Source organism: Streptomyces aidingensis, from assembly GCF_900112355.1.
In the GTDB taxonomy this organism is placed as follows: domain Bacteria; phylum Actinomycetota; class Actinomycetes; order Streptomycetales; family Streptomycetaceae; genus Streptomyces; species Streptomyces aidingensis.
This window is the reverse complement of record NZ_FOLM01000001.1, coordinates 685,010-706,026: the sequence shown is the minus strand read 5'-3', so window position 1 is coordinate 706,026 and position 21,017 is coordinate 685,010. Positions and strand designations below refer to the sequence as shown.

22 protein-coding genes and 1 pseudogene are annotated in these 21,017 nt (G+C 74.0%); 7 read left to right on the top strand and 16 right to left on the bottom strand.

Annotation, left to right across the window (positions count from 1 at the left end):
* Positions 1-85: 85 nt before the first annotated feature.
* The 3 genes from BM242_RS03155 to BM242_RS03145 are packed head-to-tail and all read right to left on the bottom strand — an operon-like array spanning position 86 to position 2,608.
* Entirely contained in the window at positions 86-1,021 is a 936-nt protein-coding gene (locus tag BM242_RS03155) for an NADH-quinone oxidoreductase subunit H (protein WP_093837011.1), read from the bottom strand.
* A complete protein-coding gene (locus BM242_RS03150; RefSeq protein WP_245833770.1) occupies positions 1,014-2,264 on the bottom strand; it encodes a hypothetical protein in 1,251 nt (416 codons plus the stop codon). The genes BM242_RS03155 and BM242_RS03150 overlap by 8 nt, the downstream gene beginning before the upstream one ends.
* Complete coding sequence (locus tag BM242_RS03145) at positions 2,255-2,608, bottom strand: NADH-quinone oxidoreductase subunit A (RefSeq protein WP_245833769.1); 354 nt, start codon at positions 2,606-2,608, stop codon at positions 2,255-2,257. Before BM242_RS03145 ends, BM242_RS03150 begins: the two co-directional genes overlap by 10 nt.
* Before the next feature lie 282 nt (positions 2,609-2,890).
* On the opposite strand from BM242_RS03145, the gene BM242_RS03140 reads away from it, so the two are divergent.
* The 3 genes from BM242_RS03140 (at position 2,891) to BM242_RS03130 (ending at position 5,022) form a co-directional block, all read left to right on the top strand.
* Entirely contained in the window at positions 2,891-3,538 is a 648-nt protein-coding gene (locus BM242_RS03140) for a TlpA family protein disulfide reductase (protein WP_093837009.1), read from the top strand.
* Between the two features lie 48 nt (positions 3,539-3,586).
* Entirely contained in the window at positions 3,587-4,486 is a 900-nt protein-coding gene (locus BM242_RS03135) for a cytochrome c biogenesis CcdA family protein (RefSeq protein WP_093837008.1), read from the top strand.
* A gap of 122 nt (positions 4,487-4,608) precedes the next feature.
* Positions 4,609-5,022, top strand: coding sequence for a heavy metal-responsive transcriptional regulator (locus tag BM242_RS03130; RefSeq protein ID WP_093837007.1), 414 nt, complete (start codon positions 4,609-4,611; stop codon positions 5,020-5,022).
* Positions 5,023-5,037: 15 nt separating this feature from the next.
* Here BM242_RS03130 and BM242_RS03125 read toward each other — a convergent pair whose 3' ends face one another.
* The 3 genes from BM242_RS03125 to BM242_RS03115 all read right to left on the bottom strand — a co-directional run bounded on the left by BM242_RS03125 (position 5,038) and on the right by BM242_RS03115 (position 6,692).
* Positions 5,038-5,724 carry a HalD/BesD family halogenase gene (locus tag BM242_RS03125; protein ID WP_175541228.1) on the bottom strand — a complete coding sequence of 229 codons (687 nt, stop codon included), beginning with the start codon at positions 5,722-5,724 and terminating at the stop codon, positions 5,038-5,040.
* A gap of 61 nt (positions 5,725-5,785) precedes the next feature.
* Positions 5,786-6,199, bottom strand: a complete 414-nt coding sequence (locus BM242_RS03120; protein WP_093837006.1) for a DUF4180 domain-containing protein — start codon at positions 6,197-6,199, stop codon at positions 5,786-5,788.
* Positions 6,192-6,692 carry a helix-turn-helix domain-containing protein gene (locus BM242_RS03115; RefSeq protein ID WP_093837005.1) on the bottom strand — a complete coding sequence of 167 codons (501 nt, stop codon included), beginning with the start codon at positions 6,690-6,692 and terminating at the stop codon, positions 6,192-6,194. The genes BM242_RS03120 and BM242_RS03115 overlap by 8 nt, the downstream gene beginning before the upstream one ends.
* A gap of 470 nt (positions 6,693-7,162) precedes the next feature.
* Here BM242_RS03115 and BM242_RS03110 point away from each other — a divergent pair.
* Positions 7,163-7,921: pseudogene (locus BM242_RS03110) on the top strand (formate/nitrite transporter family protein); the annotation flags it as partial.
* Here the strand turns inward: BM242_RS03110 and BM242_RS31090 are convergent.
* On the bottom strand, positions 7,844-8,467 hold the full coding sequence (locus BM242_RS31090) for an ATP-binding protein (protein ID WP_425443806.1): 624 nt from the start codon (positions 8,465-8,467) through the stop codon (positions 7,844-7,846). The pseudogene BM242_RS03110 and the gene BM242_RS31090 overlap by 78 nt on opposite strands.
* Before the next feature lie 363 nt (positions 8,468-8,830).
* Here BM242_RS31090 and BM242_RS03100 point away from each other — a divergent pair, with 363 nt between their 5' ends.
* From BM242_RS03100 to BM242_RS03090, 3 genes are all read left to right on the top strand, one after another.
* A complete protein-coding gene (locus BM242_RS03100) occupies positions 8,831-9,592 on the top strand; it encodes a helix-turn-helix domain-containing protein (protein ID WP_093837321.1) in 762 nt (253 codons plus the stop codon).
* Positions 9,589-9,789 carry a DUF397 domain-containing protein gene (locus tag BM242_RS03095; protein WP_093837003.1) on the top strand — a complete coding sequence of 67 codons (201 nt, stop codon included), beginning with the start codon at positions 9,589-9,591 and terminating at the stop codon, positions 9,787-9,789. The genes BM242_RS03100 and BM242_RS03095 overlap by 4 nt, the downstream gene beginning before the upstream one ends.
* 76 nt (positions 9,790-9,865) lie before the next feature.
* Positions 9,866-11,656 (top strand): ABC transporter ATP-binding protein, encoded by a 1,791-nt coding sequence (locus BM242_RS03090; protein ID WP_425443805.1) that lies wholly within the window; start codon positions 9,866-9,868, stop codon positions 11,654-11,656.
* Between the two features lie 49 nt (positions 11,657-11,705).
* Here the strand turns inward: BM242_RS03090 and BM242_RS03085 are convergent, their stop codons facing one another.
* The 9 genes from BM242_RS03085 to BM242_RS03045 form a co-directional block, all read right to left on the bottom strand.
* Positions 11,706-14,828, bottom strand: coding sequence for an AfsR/SARP family transcriptional regulator (locus tag BM242_RS03085; RefSeq protein ID WP_093837002.1), 3,123 nt, complete (start codon positions 14,826-14,828; stop codon positions 11,706-11,708).
* 37 nt (positions 14,829-14,865) lie between these two features.
* Positions 14,866-15,348, bottom strand: a complete 483-nt coding sequence (locus BM242_RS03080; protein ID WP_093837001.1) for a pilus assembly protein TadG-related protein — start codon at positions 15,346-15,348, stop codon at positions 14,866-14,868.
* Positions 15,345-15,779, bottom strand: a complete 435-nt coding sequence (locus BM242_RS03075; protein WP_093837000.1) for a TadE/TadG family type IV pilus assembly protein — start codon at positions 15,777-15,779, stop codon at positions 15,345-15,347. Before BM242_RS03075 ends, BM242_RS03080 begins: the two co-directional genes overlap by 4 nt.
* A gap of 30 nt (positions 15,780-15,809) precedes the next feature.
* Positions 15,810-16,292, bottom strand: coding sequence for a TadE family protein (locus BM242_RS03070; RefSeq protein WP_245833768.1), 483 nt, complete (start codon positions 16,290-16,292; stop codon positions 15,810-15,812).
* Positions 16,286-16,531 (bottom strand): hypothetical protein, encoded by a 246-nt coding sequence (locus BM242_RS03065; RefSeq protein WP_093836999.1) that lies wholly within the window; start codon positions 16,529-16,531, stop codon positions 16,286-16,288. Before BM242_RS03065 ends, BM242_RS03070 begins: the two co-directional genes overlap by 7 nt.
* A 114-nt stretch (positions 16,532-16,645) precedes the next feature.
* A complete protein-coding gene (locus BM242_RS03060; protein ID WP_093836998.1) occupies positions 16,646-17,599 on the bottom strand; it encodes a type II secretion system F family protein in 954 nt (317 codons plus the stop codon).
* Complete coding sequence (locus tag BM242_RS03055) at positions 17,596-18,603, bottom strand: type II secretion system F family protein (protein WP_425443796.1); 1,008 nt, start codon at positions 18,601-18,603, stop codon at positions 17,596-17,598. The genes BM242_RS03060 and BM242_RS03055 overlap by 4 nt, the downstream gene beginning before the upstream one ends.
* Positions 18,604-18,619: 16 nt before the next feature.
* On the bottom strand, positions 18,620-19,921 hold the full coding sequence (locus tag BM242_RS03050; RefSeq protein ID WP_093837318.1) for a TadA family conjugal transfer-associated ATPase: 1,302 nt from the start codon (positions 19,919-19,921) through the stop codon (positions 18,620-18,622).
* Entirely contained in the window at positions 19,918-21,006 is a 1,089-nt protein-coding gene (locus BM242_RS03045) for a hypothetical protein (RefSeq protein WP_245833767.1), read from the bottom strand. Before BM242_RS03045 ends, BM242_RS03050 begins: the two co-directional genes overlap by 4 nt.
* Positions 21,007-21,017 lie beyond the last annotated feature (11 nt).

The window sequence follows — 21,017 nt, the reverse complement described above, 5'->3', positions numbered from 1 at the left end:
CTGCTTGTCTCTCCTTCCGGTCCGCCTTGCGGTCCGCCATGGGGTCCCCCTCCGGGTCCGGGCGGGGTGGTCCGGGCGGGCGGCGTCAGCCGGCCATCGCCACCACGGCGGGGACCAGTGCCTGGGCGATGGTGAGCGGCAGCAGCACCACCCAGGCGAGTTCCAGGTACCGGTCGGCACGGATCACCGGCAGCGACCGGCCGGCCCACACCAGTGCCGCCAGCACGGCGAGCGTCTTGACCAGCGACCAGGCCCAGCCCGGCAGCAGCGGCCCGGCGCCCCCGCCCAGGAACAGCGGCACCGCCATCGCCGCCCCGGCGGCCAGCCACAGCCAGCGGCCGGCCGTCAGCATCAGCCGGTCGGGCCCGGACACCTCGCCCAGCACGCCGCCGGCGATGTCCGGGGCGGCCGGATACCGGAGCGGGCCGAAGAAGGCGAAGGCCGGCACGGCCAGCAGATAGGCGGCGAAGGCCACCGGCATCCACACCACGAACCACAGGCCGTGCTGGGCGGCCACGATGTCGCCGACCCGCAGCGATCCGGCGGCGGTGGCCGGTGCGATCAGCGCGAACATCAGCGGCAGCTCGTAGGCCAGCGCCTGGGCGAGGAAGCGGTAACCGCCGACCAGGGCGAAGGCCGCGTTGGGTGCCCAGCCGGCCAGCCACAGCCCGGCCCAGGTCATCACCTCCATGGCGTTGAACCACACCACTCCCACGGAAAGGCCGGCCGGCGCAGCCCCGTGGCCCAGCGGGAGCACCAGCACCGACAGCACGGCCGAGACCGGAACGACGAGCACGCCGGTCCGCCACAGCAGCCGGTCGAGGACGGGCGTCCGGCGGGGCTGTGCGGCCAGCAGCCGGGGGATGTCGAGCAGCGGGCGCAGGGCCGCCCCGGCGGTGACGGGGCGGCCGGCCTCCCGGGCGGCGAGCAGGGCGTCGCCGGAGCGGGCGGCCATGGCCAGCAGCGTCAGCAGGACGGGGGTGGCGACGACGGCCCAGGCCGGGGCGGTTCCCTCAGTCATGGCGCACCTCGCCGCCCGGCCGCTCGGGCCACTCCGGCCGCTCCGGCCCGCTCGGGGCACCGGCCAGTTCGTCCGGGTCCGGGTCGAGCGCCGCCACGATCAGCCGGGCGGTGGCCAGTTCGGCGCCCTCCAGCAGCCCGGGCAGCGCCGCCACGACGTCCTCGGACGGCTCGGACTCGGGTGCGCGCGGGCCGGGCTCGCGGTCCGGGTCGAGGGGGGCGGGGTCCTCCAGCCGGGCGGTGTCCTCGGCCGTGGCCGCCAGCAGGGCCCGGTAGCGGGCGGGAAGCTCCCCGGTGGTGCCGGTGCCGATGCCGGTGCCGATGCCCCGGGTCAGCCAGTACAGCGTCCGGGACCGGCCGACCCGGGCGGCCAGCCGCCGGGCCCGGGGCGCGCAGACGGCGGCCGGTGCCCCGGCCAGCAGATCGTCGCGCAGCCGCCGGGCCGCCGTGCCCATGGCCGGCCAGCCGGCCACGGCGAGCAGCCGGCCCAGGCCGTCCAGCCGGGCGGCGGCCCGGCGGCGGGCGGCCTCGCCGGCGGTCACCGGGGCGCCGGCGGCGGCGCGCCGCCAGGGCGCGGACCAGAACGGCGGGCCGGGGAGGGTGCTCGCGCGGAGCGCCGAGGTATCGGCCTCGGCGTGCTGGATCACATCGCCCTGGAGGGTCAGGCGAAGGACGAGTCCGGCGGGCCAGTCGGTGAGCAGCGGCCCGAGGGGAATGTGCAGCCGGTCCAGGGCCAGGCCGTCCCGGTCCGGCCCCACCTCGGCCATCGGCAGTCCGCCGGGCATCTCCATCTCGCCGTGCCCCCCGTGCCCGCCGTGTCCGTCCCCGCCGCCGTCGTGGCCTCCGTCGTGATCGTCGCCGCCTTCGTCCCGCGGCGGCCCGGCTCCGTCCCGGCCCTCCTGCCGCAGGGCGGGCGGGGCGGCCAGGCGGGCGCGGGCCGCCTCCAGGACCCCGGCGGCCTCCTCGGCCGTCCGGGCATGGGCCCGGACCCTGGGCAGCGGCGTGTCCCGCCACAGCCGGTCCACCGCCGCCGCAAGCGCCGGGCTGCCGGGCCCGGCCACCAGCACCACATCCGCCTCGGCCGGGGTGAGCGCCGCCGGGAGATCCCGGCGGCGCAGCTCCCGCTCGACGGCCAGCCGGGCCGCGGTGCCGCCCGGCATCGGCAGCAGCAGCACCCGTGGCCGGGCCGCCGCGGCACGCAGCGGCAGGGCCCTCAGGTCCACCGCCCCCGCCCTCAGGTCCACCGCAGCGCGCCTTCCCGCCAGGCATAGACCACCCCGGCCAGCAGCACCCCGAGGAAGACGAACATCTCGATCACCGCGCCCGGGCCCATCGCGGACACCACCTGGGTCCACGGGTACATGAAGACCATCTCCATGTCGAAGGCGAGAAAGAGCAGGGTCACCGGGTACCAGCGCGGGTGGAAACGGCTCATCGCGTGCTCGTTCGGCTCCAGCCCGGAGCCGAACGGCTGCGTGACCAGATGCTCGCCCGTTACCCGCAGCAGCCGGGCCGCCAGGTACAGCGCGGCGACCGCCGCCAGTACCCCGCCCAGCAGCAGCGGCGCGGCCGGGGCGAACCCGTTCACCGGTGGCCGCCGCTCCCCGGGCGCGGCCCGCGCCGGTGTCGCGGAGTGCTGCTCATTCGCGTAGTCCTCCTCGGATACGGGCTGTCCGCGTACCCTCGGGAGCCGCTCCCCAACCTCCGGGTGCCGCCGGGAGATCACGGCCGGGGCACGGATGTCTGACGGAACTCTGACGTCCGGCCCGGTCGGCATGGCGGACGGAGGTGTCCGGGGGTTAATGAGGTGACATCACGCCATGGGCCGAACCGGCCGGCCGACGTGCGGGCCGGGGACGAAGGGACGACGATGACCGATCTGCGCCGCCGGACCGGCCTGCTGGCGGCCGGGGCCGCCGCAGCGGCCCTGCTGCTGACCGCATGCGGCGACAGCGGCTCCGGCGATCAGGAGCCGGACGCCGGCTCCACGCCCGCCGGGCAGCAGGAGTCCGCCCCGGGCGCCGCGCCCGACGACACCGAAAGCCCCTCGGACGCCGACAGCACCGACAGCACCGGCGACTCCGGCGACACGGGGGACACCGCCGCCGTGCCGGCGGAACTCCGCTGGACCGCACCGGCCGTGGGCGGCGGGGAGTTCGACGCCGCGACCCTGGCCGGCTCCCCCGCGGTGCTGTGGTTCTGGGCGCCCTGGTGCGTGATCTGCCAGGGCGAGGCGCCCGGCATCAAGGCCGCACACGAGGAGTGGGGCGAGCAGGTGACCTTCGTGGGCGTCTCCGGGCACGGCGGCGAATCCCAGGACGAGACCTTCGTCAACACCTTCGGCCTGGACGGCTTCGACCACGCCCGGGACGTGGACGGCTCGCTGTGGACCGACTTCGGGGTGGCGTCCCAGCCCGCCTTCGCCTTCATCTCCAAGAGCGGCAGCGTGGAGGTGGTGCCCGGGTCCCTGGACGAGCAGGAACTGGACAGCCGCCTCGCCGAGCTGACCTCCCAGTAGCACCGCCCGCACCGGACCACCACGGCAACCACACGACGGAGGACGGGCATGGACGGTGTTCCGTTCGCCCTGGCGTTCACGGCCGGGATGCTGGCCGCGGTCAACCCGTGCGGCTTCGCCCTGCTGCCGGCCTACCTCGGTCTGTTCGTCGGCGGCGCCGGGCAGCAGGGCGACGGGGCGGCCGGCCGGGCGGGCGCGCTGCGCCGCGCCGCCGTGGCCACCGGCGCCATGACGGCCGGCTTCACGCTGGTCTTCGGCGCGTTCGGCCTGGTCGTCTCGCCGCTGGCGTTGTCGGTCGAGCGCTGGCTGCCCTGGGTGACGGTGGTGATCGGCGCGCTGCTGCTGGCCACCGGCGGCTGGCTGCTGACCGGCCGGGAACTCGGAATGGCGCTGCCCAAGGCGGGCCCGGCCGGGCGCAACCCCACCGAATCGGCCCGCGGCATGGCGGTGTTCGGGGTCTCCTACGCCATCGCCTCGCTCTCCTGCACGGTCGGCCCGTTCCTGGCCATCACCGCCACCGCGTTCCGCGGCAGCAACGTCCCGGGGGTGATCACCGTCTTCCTCGCCTACGCCGGGGGCATGGGGGCCGTGGTCGGGGTGCTCACGCTGGGCGCGGCGCTCTCCCGCCAGGCGGTGGCCACCTGGCTGCGCCGGGCGCTGCCCTACGTCACCCGGGTGTCCGGCGCCCTGCTGCTGGTCGCCGGCGGCTACATCGCCTACTACGGCTGGTACGAGATCCGGCTGCTGAACGGCGAACTGGCCGGGGACGATCCGGTGATCCGCTGGGCCACCGGTGTCCAGGGCGACCTCACCCGGCTGGTCAACGACCTCGGCCCCTGGCGGGTGGGCGCCGCCCTGGCGGTGCTGCTCGCGGCGACCGCCGCCGTCACCGCCACCGCCCGCCGCCACCACCGCACCGACCCCACCACCCCGACCCCCACCCCCTGACGCCCGCGGCATCTGCCGCCGCGCGCCTCGCCGATATGGCGGCGGGGGGTTGGCGGGGGGTGTGGGTGGGGAGGGGGACTTGTGGAAGTCCGGAGGTGGAGGTCGCTGCCGGGGGTGGGCACATGCGTATAGGGTCACTGGCGCACGCCGCCGGGGTGAGCCCGAAGACGGTGCGCTTCTACGAACGGGCGGGGCTGCTCCCCGAGCCTCCGCGCACACCGTCGGGTTACCGGGACTATCCCCCGGAGGCGGCCGACCGGCTGGTGTTCATCCGCGGGGCGCAGGGGGCGGGCTTCAGCCTGGCGGAGATAAGGGACATGCTGCGCCTGGGCGAGGAGGACCGGCCGCTGTGCGAGCACGCGCACGGCCGGCTGCGGAGCCGGCTGCGCCAGATCGAGGAGCGGATCAGGGAGCTGGAGGGCGCCCGCGCGGTACTGCGCGAGCTGGCCAGCGCCGAGCCGGAGCGCTGCGCCGACGGCGGCTGCGGCAGGAACCACCGTTGCCCGCGCGGCACCGGTACCGACCCCGGCCGGTAGGCGGCGCGGCCCGGATCAGGAGCGCGACGGAAGACCGGGCGGGCGGCCCGCGCTGCCGCCGGCCGCGCCGGACGGGCCACCGATCAACTGCCGCTCCCGGGCGGCGTAGGCGAAGCTGAGCACCGCCCGCCGCACGCCGGAGCGGCGCAGCGGCGTCACCCGGTGCAGGGTGGTGTCGCCGCGCAGCAGATAGGCGTCGCCCGGCGCGTGATGCGCCCGGAGCACCTGCCCGGCCGCCGCCGGCCACCCGGCGTCTCCGCCGCCGGCGGGCGGCGGCGGCACATACTCCAGCAGCCCGCCGTCCTGCGGCGCGGCCGGGGCCTCCAGGAAGAGGACGAGCACCAGCGGATGGCCATCGGTGTGCGGGGTGTGCGCGTCGTCGCGCTCGTGCAGGACGTCCAGGGCGTGCCGCTGGTCCGGCTCCGGCAGTGCGGCGGCGTCCAGGCCGGACAGCTCGCACAGGCAGGACAGCAGGTCCGGGTCGGCGTAGAGGCGGTCGATCAGCGGGGACTCCCGGGCGATCAGCCGCCCGTCCAGCAGGCAGCGGCGGTGCTCGGAGCGCACCGTCAGTTTCTCCAGCCGGTGGAAGTCCGCGCGCAGCGCCGCCAGCCCTTCGTCGGTCAGCAGTCGCGGCAGCCGCAGATAGCCGAGACGTCCGAACAGGGCGCGAAGTTCGCCCGCACGGTACGGAAGGGACAGCATGGCCATGCTCTACCCACCGATCGGGGCGCCCAAGTGCCATACGCGAAAGTAGGGTTAGCGGTCACCTCGCGTTCTCCGCGGCGTCGGCCGGAGGGTTCCGGCGGCTCATCCGGCCGCGTAGTTCGTCCAGATCCGTCACGATCCAGAAGCCGTTGCCGCGATTGGCCTCCCGGACCAGGTCGCGCAGCGCGGAGCTGGATTCGACATGCGCCGCCACGTCCCCCACCACGGCCAGACCGACGCCGTACTGGGCGAACTTCTGCACGAACTCCCCGGCCACGCCCGTCCGGAGCCGGAAGAAGTCCGGGTCCAGCCGCTCCGCCGGCACCGCGGCCCATGCCGCCCCGGCGCCGAGCACATTGCCGATGACCTCCAGCGCGCTGCGGTCCCCGCGCAGCACGGGTCCCTCGGCCGGGCACAGCAGCACACCGATCCCGCCCATCCGCTCGACAATGGCGCTGGTGCTCTCACCCATGTTGTGTGTCCTCCACTACCGCGCCCAGAATCCTCAGCACGCCCGCGACGCGCTCCAGCCCGCCGAGCAGGATCACCTTCAGCACGGCGCGCTCCTCGTCGTAAACGGTCTCAACGCGCAATGGGCTCTCCCTCCGGCCGCGCTCGGGCGCGGTCATGGCGGCGCCGAGCACGGTGGTGATCCGGTGTGCGGCGTCCCGGTCGGCCGCATCGACCTGCACAATCGTGGTCGCCTCGGCATGCGGTGGCCGCCCGCCGGCACCGCCCGCGGCACCGGGGCCGGCGGGCGCGGCGGCCGGCGCGGCGGCGTCCGCGCCCGGGGCCACCGGCTGCCCGGCGAACTCCTCCAGGTCCTCCGCCGTGATCCGGTACCGCTTCCCCAGCCGGGCCGCCTTCAGCCTGCCGTCCCGGACGTAGCCGCGCACCGTCTTGGCATGCAGCCCGAGCATCCCGGCCACCTGGTCGACGGTGTACAACCGCCCGCCCGTCTCCATCCCGGCTCCCTCCGGATACGCACCTCAGGGCCATATCCTTCCCTTTCCTTCCCCATCCCGCAAGATGAAAAGGGAGCGACAGGGAAGGATACAGCCCCGGGTTGAGGAACAGGCGACGTCCGGGCGACGCCCGGGCGACGTTCCGGCTCACCACGTGCCGTCCAGGGACGCGCCGCCGAAGGACACCACCGCCCGGCCCTCCCTCCCGCCTCGGCGAAGCGGGCGGAGCACACCTGCTCACCTGCCGCGGGGGGCGGCTGTGAAGAGGGCGAAACCCGGGCGGCGGCAAACCTCACCGCGGCGCGTTCCCGGGTGAGAAGCACGTGACCGGTCCCTCGCGGCGCCGTCATCCGGCGGAAATCTCCGCTGCACAGGCTCGTTGTACGCCCCCCGGTCCCGGACCGCCCGGCCCCGCTCCCCCGACGGTCTCCTCAGCGCCGCCCTCCGTCCCCCAGCGAAAGAGCGACGTCATGTCCTATGTGAACCCCACCGAGCTCGTCACCAAGATGATCGACGCCGGTGAGTCCAAGGCACACATGTCCACCCGCGACACCGTGATCCGCGCCTATATGGCCGGTGCGATACTCGCGCTGGCGGCGGCCTTCGCGGTCACCGTCACCGTGCAGACCGGCCAGCCGCTGGTCGGCGCTCTGCTCTTCCCGGTCGGCTTCTGCATGCTCTACCTGCTCGGCTTCGACCTGCTGACCGGGGTGTTCACCCTGGTTCCGCTGGCCTGGATCGACCGGCGGCCCGGCGTCACCATGCGGTCGCTGCTGCGCAACTGGGGCCTGGTCTTCCTGGGCAACTTCGCCGGGGCCTTCACCGTGGCGCTGATGATGGCCGTCATCTTCACCTTCGGCTTCGACACCGACCCCAACGAGGTGGGCCGGGCCATCGGCACCATCGGAGAGAGCCGGACCGTCGGCTATGCCGACCACGGCGCGGCCGGCATGCTGACCCTCTTCGTCCGGGGTGTGCTGTGCAACTGGATGGTCTCCACCGGCGTCGCCGCCGCGATGATCTCCACCTCGGTCTCCGGCAAGGTCATCGCCATGTGGATGCCGATCCTGGTCTTCTTCTACATGGGCTTCGAGCACTCCATCGTCAACATGTTCCTCTTCCCCTCCGGCCTGCTGCTGGGCGGCGACTTCTCACTCGGCGACTACCTGGTCTGGAACGAGATCCCGACCATCGTCGGCAACCTGGTCGGCGGACTCACCTTCGTGGGCCTGACGATGTACGCCACCCACTACCGCACCGGCGCCAGGCGCGACCAGGCCGTCCCCGGCAAGCTGGAGCTCCCCGACCGGATCACCACCTGACCGCACCGCTCCGCCCGGCGGGCACGAGGGCAGGCGGAGTTCGGCCCAGACGGTCTTTCCGGGAGTGACCGGGCGTGGCGCGGCGCCCCAGCGGGTGGCGAGGTGGGCGACGAGGAGCAGGCCGCGCCCGCCCTCGGGCTCGGACTGCGACGGCGACTGCGACCGGGACTGGGACCGGGCTGCGGGCGGCGACGAGAACGCCGGGACCGGGAAACGCTCGGTGCGGGTGTCGGTGACCTCGACGCGCAGCCGGTCCGGGAAGGCCGCCAGCCGGACGTGGAAATCGCGGCCCGGGACAACGCCGTGCCGGACCGCGTTGGCGGCGAGTTCGGAGGTGATCAGGGTCAGGGTCTCGTTCACCTGGGAGTCGTACGGGTGGCCCCAGCAGTCCAGGCGGTGCGAGACGAGCCGGCGGGCGAGGCGCGCGCCGCGCGGCGTGGAGGTGAAGCGCATCTCGAATGCGGCGACGGGCGTCGCCGCGTCGCTCGGCAGCCGGGGAGCCATCGGCGTGGGGGTTGCTTCCATGGCCGCCGAACATGCCGCAAGGGTACCCCGTCTGACCAGCGGAAACGGCCGTACGCCGGGACGCTGTGCAGGCGTTGCGGGAAGCTGTACAAGCTGTACAAGCTGCACAAAGAGGTACCGGCTGCCGGATACCCCCCCGGCCCGACAAGTGGTCACCCGATAGGGGTAGTTCGGTGGGTTTCGGTCAAGTCCGGCGCTAGGGTCGCGACAGGGCACCCATCGTCCAGGGGGTGGACAGACGTGGCGGAACAGAGCGACAGCGCGGGCTTCCTCCGGTCCTTCGGCCAGCAGATGAAGCTGCTGCGCGAGCGGGCCGGGCTGAGCCGGGCGGAGTTCGGCAGGCAGGTCGGCTACGGCGAGGACCAGATCACCTCGGTGGAACTCGGCAGACGCATCCCGAAACCGGAGCTGATCGACAAGGCCGACGAGGTCCTGGACGCGTCAGGCGTCCTGAAGGCGATGAAGGGCGAGGTGGAGCGGGCCCGCTACCCCACGTTCTTCCGCCACGCGGCCCGGCTGGAGTCGGACGCGGTGGAGCTGCACGTGTACTCCTGCCAGGCCGTGCCGGGCCTGTTGCAGACGGAGGAGTACGCGCGCGCGGTGTTCACGATGATGAGGCCGCCGCTGGACGAGGAGGCCATCGACCAGCGGGTGGCGGCGCGTCTGGCCCGGCAGGCGGTCTTCGGGCGGCGGCCACCGCCGATGGTCAGCTTCGTGATCGACGAGTCCTGCTTGCGGAGGCCGATCGGCGGGGAGCCGATTTTGCGGGGACAACTCGAACAGATCCTGCTCGTCGCGCAGCGGAGAACCGTCGAGGTCCAGGTCATGCCGCTGCGCAGCCGGGAGAACGCCGGTCTGGCAGGCCCCTTCACCTTGATGGAGACCAAGGAAGGCCGCAGGATTGCTTACGCGGAAGTGCAGAACGTGAGTCATGTGCACACTGAGCGTCCGCTGGTCCGAGGGCTGGAAGCGAAGTACGGGCTTCTCCGGGCCCAGGCCCTGACGCCCGGCGCATCGCTGACCTACATCGAGAACTTGCTGGGAGAGCTATGAGGGGTCAGGAAACCGGCCGGCACGCGGTGCGACTGCTCTGGGCAAAGAGCAGCTACAGCAGCGAAGAAGGCGGGGAGTGCGTGGAGGTGGCCGCCGGGGCCAGGAGCGTGTATGTGCGGGATTCCAAGGATGTGAACGGTCCGGTGATGTCCGTGCGCGGCGAGATATGGAGGTGTTTCGTCGCGGGGTTGCGGTAAGCAGCCACTCAACCCGTGCGGAGTGGATTCGCGTCTCACTCGGTCGGAGACGAAGGAGCGTGCCGTGGCCACAGAGGTGAGCGAGCGGGAGTCGGGGAAGCGGGAAGCGGCGGAGAGAGCCGGAGCCGCAGAGCCCGGAATACCGGCATGGCGGGTGCTGCTGGAGTATGTCCGGCCGTACCGGATGACGCTGCTGCTCGGGGCGTTGCTGTCGCTGGTCACGGGCGCGACCGGACTGGCGCTGCCGCTGGTGGCCCGGGAGCTGATCAACAACCTCTCGGCGGATGAGGCCATCGGCGGGGCGCTGCTGCTGATGACCCTGCTGGTGGTGGCCAACGCGGGCATCGGCGCGCTCGGCGCCTATGTGCTGCAGCGGACCGCCGAGTCGGTGGTGCTGACCGCCCGCAAGGGGCTGGTGTCGCATCTGCTGCGGCTGCGGATCTCGGCGGTGGACCGCTCCGAGCCGGGGGATCTGATGGCCCGGGTGTCGTCGGACACCACGCTGCTCAAGGCGGTCACCACGGATTCCCTGGTCGGCCTGGCCACCAGCGCGCTGACGCTGGTGGCCACGCTGGTGCTGATGGCGGTGGTCGATCTGCCGCTGCTGGGTGTCACGGTGGCCGTGGTCGGGCTGGCGGCGGCCGTGATCGGGCTGATCGTGCCGCGCATCCGCCGGGCCAGCCGCGCGGCCCAGGAGTCGGTGGGCCTGATGGGGGCCTCGCTGGAGCGGATTCTGGGCGCGCTGCGCACCGTGAAGGCCTCGGGCGCCGAGCACCGCGAGGAGCGGGCGGTGCACGCGTCGGCGCACGAGTCGTGGCGGCAGTCGGTGAAGGCGGCCAAGTGGTCGGCGCTGGCGGGCAATACCGCCGGGCTGTCGATGCAGGTGGCGTTCATCACCGTGCTGGCCTCCGGCGGTGCCCGGGTGGCCACCGGGGCCATCGATGTGGCGACGCTGGTGGCGTTCCTGCTGTACGTCTTCTATCTGATGGCGCCGATCCAGCAGCTTGTGCAGGCCATCACGCAGTACCAGGTGGGGTCGGCGGCGGTGGGCCGCATCCAGGAGGCGCTGCGGCTGGAGGCGGAGCCGGATCATCCGGCGGCGGCGCTGCCGGAGCCCGGGGCGGAACCGGCCGGCCTGGTGTTCGAGGGCGTCCGCTTCCGGTACGGGCCGGAACAGCCGGAGGTGCACCGGGGGGTGAGCTTCGCGGTGCCGCCGCGCGGCATGACGGCCTTCGTGGGACCGTCCGGTGCCGGCAAGACGACCGTCTTCTCGCTGATCGAGCGGTTCTACGACGCGACGGACGGGCGGGTGCTGCTGGACGGCCGGGATGTGCGGGAGTGGGAGACGCCGCAGCTCAGGGCGGCCATCGGCTATGTGGAGCAGGACGCGCCGGTGCTGTCGGGGACCCTGCGGGAGAATCTGGTGATGGGCGCCCCGGAGGCGGGCGAGGAGCGGCTGGCCGAGGTGCTGCGCACGGCCCGGCTGGAAGGGCTGGTCGCCCGGCTGCCGGACGGGCTGGAGACGGTGGTCGGGCACCGGGGGACGAAGCTGTCGGGCGGGGAGCGGCAGCGGGTGGCCATCGCCCGGGCGCTGCTGCGCCGGCCGAGGCTGCTGCTGCTGGACGAGGCGACCAGTCAGCTCGACGCCGTGAACGAGGCGGCGCTGCGCGACACCGTCGCGGACATCTCGCGCCGGACCACGGTCCTGGTGGTGGCGCACCGGCTGTCCACGGTGACCATGGCGGACCGGATCGTGGTCATGGACGCGGGCGAGGTGCGGGCGGTCGGCAGCCATGGCGAGCTGGTGGCGGCCGATCCGCTGTACGCCGAGCTCGCGGCCACCCAGTTCCTGGCCACCGCGAGCTGACCGGCTGAGCGGCTGAGCGGCTGAGCGCCGCCGACCCGCCGGCGGCCGGTCAGCCGGCGGGCTGGCGGCTGCGCCAGGCCGGGTGGAGCTCGTCCAGCAGCGCCTCGGTGCGGGCGGGCAGCGGCTGCTGCCCGCCGTAGAGCTGGGCATGGTGGGCGACGAGCCAGTCGGCCGCGCCCGCCAGCCACTCCTGGCGGCCGGTGGCATGGGAGGCGCGCAGCAGTTCGTTCCAGAGGCGTTCATCGGTGGGGGCGGCGGCCAGGGCGGTGCGGACGGCCATATAGGCCGGCTCGCCCTCGCCCGCCGCCAGATGCTCCTCGGACAGGCCGAGGGCGATCTCGGCGACCAGCAGCGGGTACTGGGCGTCCACGATCTCGTGCTCCAGCCAGGCGAACCGGCCGCCGGTCCGTTCGCCGTCCAGCAGCGTGCCCTGGGCCAGGCCGAGGGCGTCGGTCAGCATCCGCTTGCGTTCGGCGGGCGGCGGCAGCGGGTTCCCGGCGGTGGCGTGGTGGTGCAGGGTGCGCAGCACGTCCCAGTCGGAGACGACCCGGGCGGAGAGGGAGAGGCGGCCGTCGGACGCGGTGTGCAGGCGCGGCATGCCGCCGTCGGCGTCGTTGCCGAGCCAGTCCCGCAGGCGGGCGGTGAAGGCCTGCCGCACATCGTCGGAGACGCCGCGCGGCCAGAGCGCCGAGGCCAGCACCCGCGGGTGGACGCCGGAGCGGTGGATGAGGAGCAGCGCCAGGGCCTCCCGGAGCTGCCCGGCGCGCTCGGGCTCGGGCTCGGGGAGGCCGGTGAGGGTGTAGCCGCCGAGGAGTTCGGCGTAGACCTCGGGCTTGCCGCGCGCGGTGAGATCGACCAGGAAGGAGGGGCCGCCGGTCCGGCCGGGACCGGCGCCGGCCTCCGCGGCGGTTCCGCCGTCCTCGGGGGCGGTGAGATCGGCGAAGAGTCCGACGACCGCGGACCGCAGCTTCGCCGGCAGCATCTGGGCCCGGATCTCCAGGCCCATCTCGGACTCCTTGAGCATGCCGTCCGCCGTGACCTCGAACTCCCAGAACAGGCCGGGCAGGTCGGCGCGCGAGGTGGAGACCAGGTAGCCGACGCCGAGCGGCGCGGAGACGGTGGCCAGGGCACCCAGCTCCTCGGCCTGCTCCTCGGTCGGGTCGGCGCCGATCAGCACCAGATGCGGGGCCCAGCCCTGCCGCCGGGCCGGGCCGGTGCGGCCGGTGAGCACCGAGTCGTGCCCGGCGTGCTGGAGCGCTCCGCGGCGCAGGCCGGTCTCGGTCTCCATCACCTCCAGCAGCCCGCCGATGTCCTCCAGATACCGGACCCGGGTCGGGGCCAGCACGGTCAGCTCCCGGCCGAAGCCGACCAGGGTGACGGTCATCCGGTCGGCCCAGCCGCTGGTGGCGAGTTCGGCGGCGATGGAGGACAGCACGGCCTCGCGGGAGCGGGCGGCGCCGAGCACCGACACCATGCCGGGCACGGCCTCCAGGTTCAGCAGCAGCCGCATGCCGTCCCGGGTGCCGAGGCTGACCAGCCCGGGGTAGGGGGCCTCGGCGTCCGGGGCACCGGCGTCCGGGCCGGCGCCGGGCGGTCCGGCGGGCTCGCCCGCCGCGGCCTCGAAACGCTCCCGCTCCAGCGTCCAGTAGGTGTCGCTCTGGCCCATCTGCCAGGGTGCGGGCGGCTGCCCGTACCCCACGGCGAGCTGGAGATGCAGCTCGGAGCCGCTCAGCCAGGCCGCGTAGACGGGCGGCAGGGTGCGGCCCTCGCCGTCCAGCCCGGCGGACAGGCCGCGCAGTGCCCGGTCCAGGAAGGTGACGGCCTCCGGGTCGGCACCGGCGAGCAGCGCGTCGCGGGCGTCGGCACAGTCGCCGGAGGGCGGCTCCAGTTCGTCGCCGACGCTGCGGCCCAGCACGCCCGCGGCGGCCTGCCACAGCGCGTTGCGGCGGCTGCGGCCGAGCGCGGCGAGCAGGCCGGCGGCCAGCAGCGGGGCGCCCATCAGCAGATGCAGGCCGAGACCGGAGGATTCGTCGTCCTGCTCCGCCCCGGCGGAGGCGCCGGGGCCGTCGTTGGTGAGGCCGGTGGTGAAGTCCGCGGTGTCGGCGGCGCCGGCGCCGCCGCCGTCCGGTGCCGCGCCGGTGCCGCCGGGCCCGGTGAGGTCGGCATGGTCGGCGTTGCCCTGCCCGACCGCGTCCGGGCCGGGGGCGGGCCCGGCCTCCGGTCCGCTCTCCGCCCCGCCGCCGCCCGCGCCCGGCGCGGCCCACTCGGTGTCGCCGGTCTGCCGGTACTCCCGGTACTCCTGGGCCTCCTCGGGGGTGACCTCCTCCACGTCATGGGGCATCTCGACGAGTTCGCCGCCGGTGGCGTCGGCCGGCATCTCCAGAATCCAGCCCGGCCGGATCAGGCTGGCCTCGGAGAGCCGGGAACCGTCCGGCTGCTCCCGGTCCTTGTTGAGCTGGTAGATCTCCTTGTAGCGCAGGCCGTCGCCGAGATGGCGTTCGGCGATGCCCCACAGGGTGTCGTGGTGGCGGCCCTCGGGCGGCTGGATGCGGTAGTACTTGGCCGGCGCCGACGCCGACGCCTCCGCGGCCTCCGAGCCGGTGGCGTCGGGCAGCGCCATGGCCGGCTCGGCCTCGGCCACCCCGGGGGCGTGCGCCTCCTGGCCCCGGCCCGGTGACTGTTCCGCCTCGGCCACGACCAGTCCGGAGGAGGACTGCTGGTGGAAGGCGTTGCCCACCGCGCTGAGCCCGGGGGTGAGGCCGGCCGCGGCGGAGCTGAGCAGCAGTACCGCGCCGACCAGCGTCCGGGCCAGCGCCTGGGTGCCCAGGCCGCCGCCGGGCACCCGCCGGGGCAGGCCCACACCGGAGAGCGCGGCCCGCACCTCCACCAGCACGCAGGCGGTGAACTGCGCCCAGGCCACCCACACCAGCACGCCGAGGACCTTGACGAAGACCCCCGTGCTGACCTCCTCGCCGAGGGTGTCCAAGGTCGGCATGGTGCGCGGCAGCGGCCAGCCGATGTAGTACGCCAGGGAGAGCGGCACCCCGAAGACCAGCATGACCAGCGCCAGGAAGGCGCCGATGGCCTTGAGCACGTCGCCGAAGGTGCGCCGGACCCGGACCGGTACGGGTGACGTCCGGGTCCCGCTGGCTGGGGGTGTCCTGCGCGCCATGAGTGCTGCTCCCGTGGATGGCTGGATGGTGGTGCGGTCAGCCGGTCCGGGCCTCGGCGGTGGCCGTGCCCGTGACCGTCAGGGTCTGGAAGAGAAGTCCGCCGAACACCGGGCGGTAGGTGACGTCGATGGTCACCTCGACCTCGTTGGCGGCGGCGCCTTCCCGGCAGTCGTGTCCGTCGATCTCCGCGCTGGTGAGCTCGATGCCGGCGACGAATTCGGCGACATTCGCGTCGCAGTTCTCGAAGTTGATCGGCGCCACCGAGCCGTCACCGGAGCGCAGCGCGTCCTCGTTGATGTCCTGGGCGGCGTACCGGGCGGCCTGCTCGGCGATGTCGGCGGCCCGCTCCCGGCTGGCGATGGACAGGCCGCCGTCCACCACGAAGGCCGCCAGCAGCAGCACCACCACGGCGAACAGCACCACGAGAATGGCGCCGGAGCCGCGGTCCCGGCCGCCGGCCCGGACGGCGCGGACGCCCCGGACGGCCCGGACGGCCGGGGGGACGACGGTCCTGGTCACTCTCCGGACCTCCGGTACAGGTCGATGGGCGCGGTGGAGGTGCCGGACAGCCGGTCGGTGAGCGGCAGGCCCAGCAGATCCAGCGCCTTGACGTCGCAGCTCACCGTGACGGTGTAGAGGGTGCCCGGTGCGTGGCTGCCGGCCTCGGGCTCGACATCGATGCCGCCGCGGCAGATGTCCCTGAGCTGTTCGGTGGCGACGGCGCGGGCCTGCTGCTCGGCCGCGGCGGCGTCGCGCTCCAGCGAGCCGGCCCGGGCCGCGTCCCGGGCGGCGCCGTCGACCGCGCTGCGCCCGGCCGTCAGCTGGCCGAAGCCGATCAGCACCAGGATGAACAGCATGATCAGCGGCGCGATGAAGACGACCTCCACCGCGCTGATGCCCGCGTCCCGCCCGGCGGCGGGCGGGCGGTCCTGGCCCCTGCTCCGCGTCATTTCGGTCAGCCCTCGTCGTCCGCCTTGTGCTCAGCCCTCGTCGGGCACGAACCGTTCCACGGGCCCCCGGGACTCCGCGCTCACGGTCAGGTCCATCCCGGGCAGGATCGACGGCACCTTGCCGGTGACCCGGACCCCCACCACGTTGTCGGCCGGGCCGAGGGGGGTGATGGTCACCGTGCCGTCGAACATGCCCGGGCCGAGCTGGTCCACATAGCTTCGGGCCTTGTCCTCCGCGTCCTGCGCCCAGCCCTGCGGGTCGGCGTCGGCCTCGGCGCGCGCCGTGCGGGCGCCCGCCTGGGCCGCGGCCTTGGCCACGTCCTGGGCGAAGGAGAACATCGCGAACTGCACCGCCCCGAAGATCATGAAGAACATCACCGGGGTCAGCATCACGAACTCGATCGCCGAGGCGCCCGAGTCGCCGCCGCGGAGCGGACCCGGCCCGCCGCCGTCACCGGTCGTCAGACCGAGCCGGCGGCGGACGGCCCGCAGCACGCGGCGGCCGTTCAGCACTTCGAGCCCTCGCTGCCGTCCGCGCTGCCGATGCAGTCACTGACCTCGTCGGCGCGGTCGGTCAGGGCCGTGGTGATGACCCCGCCGACCACGGCCACGATGCCGACCACGATGGCGGCGATCACCACCCACTCCAGGGCGGAGGCACCGCGGTCGGCGCCCAGGGCGCGCGCCCGGTGGACGCGCTCCCGCAGCATCACGGTCAGATACTGAACGCGCGAATCGTGGAAACCCGGCATCCACCCGGTGATCCGGGACCGTCCGGCATGCGCCGGACCTGTGCTTTCTGCGGACCTCTTGGACATTGCACTTACCCTCTCGCTCACGCTTGTCGCGATACGGCGCGCCGGCGCTCAGAAGCCGAACACCCGCATCCCTGCCGGAAAGATCAGGAAAACCAGAAAACCCAGGCACAGCAGAAGCTGTGCGATCAGCATGGACTGCGATTTCTTCCCCGCGGTCCCCTCGATCTCGGCGAGCTCCCGGCTGCGCATGGTCTCCGCGCGGGCGCCCAGCGATGCCCGGACCTTGGCGCCGTCGTCGGCCACCAGCGCCAGCGAGTTGGCCAGGTCGCGCAGTTCCTCGACCCCGACCTCGTCGCCGAGCCGGCCCAGCGCCTGCCACTGGCTGAGTCCGGTGATCCGGGCGTCGCTCAGCGCGGTGCGGATGCGGCGCAGGGCCCAGCCGTCGCTGACCTCCGCCGCGGCCTTCAGCGCCTCCGGCAGGCCACGGCCGCCGGCCAGGCTCATGGCCACCAGATCCAGATATGCGGCCACCACCCGGCGGAAGTCCCGCCGCCTGGCCGCCGCGTCCCGCCGCACCTCCGCGTCCGGCAGGAAGAAGAAAACGGCCGCGAACACCAGGGCCAGCCAGAGCGGGACGAACGGGCTGTTCACCAGCCCCAGCATGAAACCGGCCCCGTACACAAACGGCCCGAAGACCAGGCCCAGCGCGGCCATCAGCACCTTCTGGGCCAGAAAACCCTCCCAGTCCCGGCCCAGCAGGGAGAGGTCGGCGCGCAGCGAACGCATCTCCCAGCCGCGGCGCAGGAAGACCTCGGACAGCCATTCGCCGAGCCGGCCGCGGAGTTCGTCGATCCGGCCGGGCCGGTGCGGCTCACCGGTGCCCAGGGCGCCGGCCGCCCCGCGGGCCTCGCCGGGATGGAAGCCGCGGGCGCGCAGCGCGTCCACCCGGGCCACCGCGGAGACCGGGCTGCGCTCGCCGGGGAACAGCGCCCGGGCCAGTACATACAGGCCCAGGCCCAGCAGGCCGCCGATGAGCACCGACCAGGTGATGGTCTCGTTCACGCTCCCGTGCCTCCCTTCGGCATGACCGTGGACTGCCGCGGCAGCAGCGGCGTCCGGGCGACGCCGGCCTCGTCCGCGGCGGTGCCCCCGCCCGCGGCGGCGCCCGGCCCGATTCCCTCCCGGATCACCGGGAGGGAATCGGGCCGGGCCATGAACCGCTCCGGCGTCTCGATCGTGGACAGGCTGCGCATCCACCAGAAGCCGGCCCCGAACAGCAGCGCCACCAGGGCCAGTACGGCCTGGCCGGCCATCGAGTCGTAGGGCTCGACAAAGCCGGGGCTGAACAGGGCGAGCAGGCCGGGGAAGGCGAGGGAGATACCGACCACGATCTGTACGCTGCGCCGGGTGGAGGCGCGCTGCGCCATCACCCGCTGGCGCATGTCCACCTCCTGGCGCGCGGACTTGGCCAGCGCGCCCAGCACCTCCCGCAGGCCGGGGCCGCGCAGCCGGGCGTTGAGGATCAGCGAGGCGATGATGATGTCGGCCGAGGAGTCGTCGAGTTCGTCGGCGAACTCCTGGAGGGCGTCGGGCAGCGGGGTGCGTGAGCGCAGCCGGTCCACCAGGTTGAACAGCGGTTCGCGCAGCGCGGGCGAGGCGGCCCGGGCGGAGGCCGGGATGGCCTGCTCCAGACCGACCGCGCCGGCGATGGTGTCGCGCAGCGACTCCGTCCAGGAGGCCAGCGCCTCCACCCGGCGCATGGCGGCGCGTTCCTCACCGGCGCCGCCGAACAGCTTGTCCCAGGTGAACACCAGCAGGGCGGCGGCCAGCGCGGCGACCGGCCAGCGGGTCAGCACCAGCACCACCACCGCCACCAGGGCGCCGATCATGGTGCGCTGGCTGACGAAGCGGGCGATCTCGGCGCGGCGGCGCTCGGCGCGCAGCCGTTCCTCCGCCGTCCGGGGCGGGAAGCCGCGCACGGCCGCGATCAGCAGGGCCAGTCCGCCGCCCGCGGCGATGCCGCTGGCCAGGCTGAGCAGGAACTCCAGGGTCAGCAGTCCGGTCATGCCCGGCATCCCCGGATCACCCCCATCCGCCGCGGTAGCCGTAGTGGATCAGTTCCTCGACGCAGGAGACCGGCGCCGAGGGACGCGGCACGCCGTCCGGTCCCTCGGCGAAGACCTCGCTGGACAGCACCCGTCCGTCCACGCCGTTGACCTCCCGAATGGACGTCACCAGACGCCTCAGGGTTCCCCCCTGTGCGTAGTTGTTGCGCCGCTGGATGAAGACCACGAAGTTGAGCGCGCCGCCGATCAGCAACTGGCTGGCCTCCACCGGCAGGCGTTCGGACGCCTGGAGGGCGTAGGTGGAGATGCGGTTGAACACCTCGGCCGAGCTGTTGGCGTGGATCGTGGACAGCGAGCCGTCGTTGCCCTGCGACATGGCGTTGAGCATGGTGACGATCTCGTCGCCGAGGACCTCGCCGACGATCACCCGGGAGGGGTTCATGCGCAGCGAGCGGCGCACCAGTTCCGCCATGGAGATATAGCCCTGGCCCTCGGAGTTGGGCAGCCGCTCCTCGAAGGCGACCACATTGGGATGCAGATCGGTGAACTCGTCCAGGCCCAGCTCCAGCGCGCGCTCCACGGTGATCAGCCGCTCCTCGGGCGGGATCTCGTTGGCCAGGGCGCGCAGCAGGGTGGTCTTCCCGGCGTTGGTGGAGCCGGCGATCATGATGTTCTTGCGGGCCCGCACCGCGGCGGCCAGAAAGCTGCCGATCTCCGGGGTGAGGGTGCCGTTGCCGACCAGATCGGCCAGGAAGACCTTGCCGAGCCGGGCGCGCCGGATGGACAGCGCGGGCCGGCGGGTCACGTCCATCACGGCGGACAGCCGGGAGCCGTCCGGCAGCCGCAGGTCGAGCTGCGGATTGGCGGAGTCGAAGGGCCGGGAGGAAAGACCGGAGTAGGCGCCGAGGATCTGGATCAGCTCGACCAGTTCCTCGTCGCTCTCGGCGACCGGTTCGCCGCGCGTCTCGCGGCCGTCGGCGTAGCCGATGAAGACCCGGTCGCAGCCGTTGATGTCGATGTTCTCGATCTCGGGGTCGTCCAGCAGCGGCTGCAGCCGGCCGACGCCGAACAGCGCGGCGTGCACCGCGGCGGCGTACGCCTCCTCGGTCTGGGCGTCCAGCGGGGCCCGGCCGGAGGCTATCTCCTCCCGGACGTACTCCTCCAGCACCTGGGCGATCACCGCGCGGGCGTAGTGGCGTTCGTCCTCGCTGCTCATCGGGCGGACGCCGCTGGCCTGGTCGATGCGGCGCTGCTCGGCGAGGCGGTCGCCCGCCTCCTGGCGCAGCCGCTTCACCAACTGGTGGTTGACCTCGCTCATCTCGGGGCTCCCGCGGCGCCGGGCGGCGCGCCGGTGCCCTGGGCGCCGGGCTGCCATCCGTGCTCACCGGGGGCGGAGCCGGCCGCCGGGCCGGACGGACCCGGAGCGTACGGACCGGGCCCGTACGGTCCGGCCACGCCGCCGGGGGCGGGCGGCTGCCGCGGCGCATAGCCCTGGGCGCCCTCGGGCGCGGGCGGCGGGGCCGAGCCGGGGGCGCCGGCGCCCCCGGGGTGCTGCACCGGATGCCCGCCGGTCTGCCCGGGGCCGCCGGAGGAGGTCAGCTCGGCGCGGAAGTTCTGCTGGAGATCGGAGACGATCTTGCGGGCGGAGCGGACCAGCAGCGACTTGTCCACCCGGCCGCGGCGGCGGCCGGCCAGCATGTCGGCGCCGGCCGGGTCGTCGGCGACCAGGCCCACCACCCGGGCGCCGGTGTGACCGGCGATCAGCATCTCGTTGACCTGGCCGGCGATTCTGGCGCCCTGCTGCGGATCGGCCAGCAGCACCACGCCGATCTGCGGCTTGCCCAGCTGGGCGGCGCCGCTGCGGCTGCCGCCGTGCAGCTTGCCGCTGAGCGCCTGGGCGCGGTCCCGCACCCGGGCGAGCTGCTCGGGCCGGGTGCGGGTGACCAGCAGCAGCAGGGCGGCGTGCGGCAGCAGGGCCACGGCGGGCGAGTCCGGGCCCAGCCGGCCGAGGTCGGCGATGACATCGGCCGCGGCCTCCTGATGGGGGGACTGGGCGAGTTCGGCGAACGCCTTGCCCAGGCCGCTCCACTGGCCGGTCAGACCGGCCGCCTGCTCGGCGGAGGCCAGGCCGACGATCACATCCAGGCCGCCGGCCAGCCGCTGGGTGTGGTCCCAGAGCTGCTCGGCGGCGATGCCCCGGCGGGCGGTGGCGGCCAGCGACAGAATGCCCGTGCCCGGGTCCAGGGGCCGCCCGTTGCCGCCGACCGAGCGGTAGATGAGATCACCGCCGGCCGGGTCGGCCTCGGCCAGCAGCGCCCGGCGCGGCCACAGGGCGGCCAGCGCCACGGCGGTGGTGGTGACCCCCGGCGCGCCCTTGTCGGCCGCGATTGCGATCAGCGCCATCCTGTACCGCT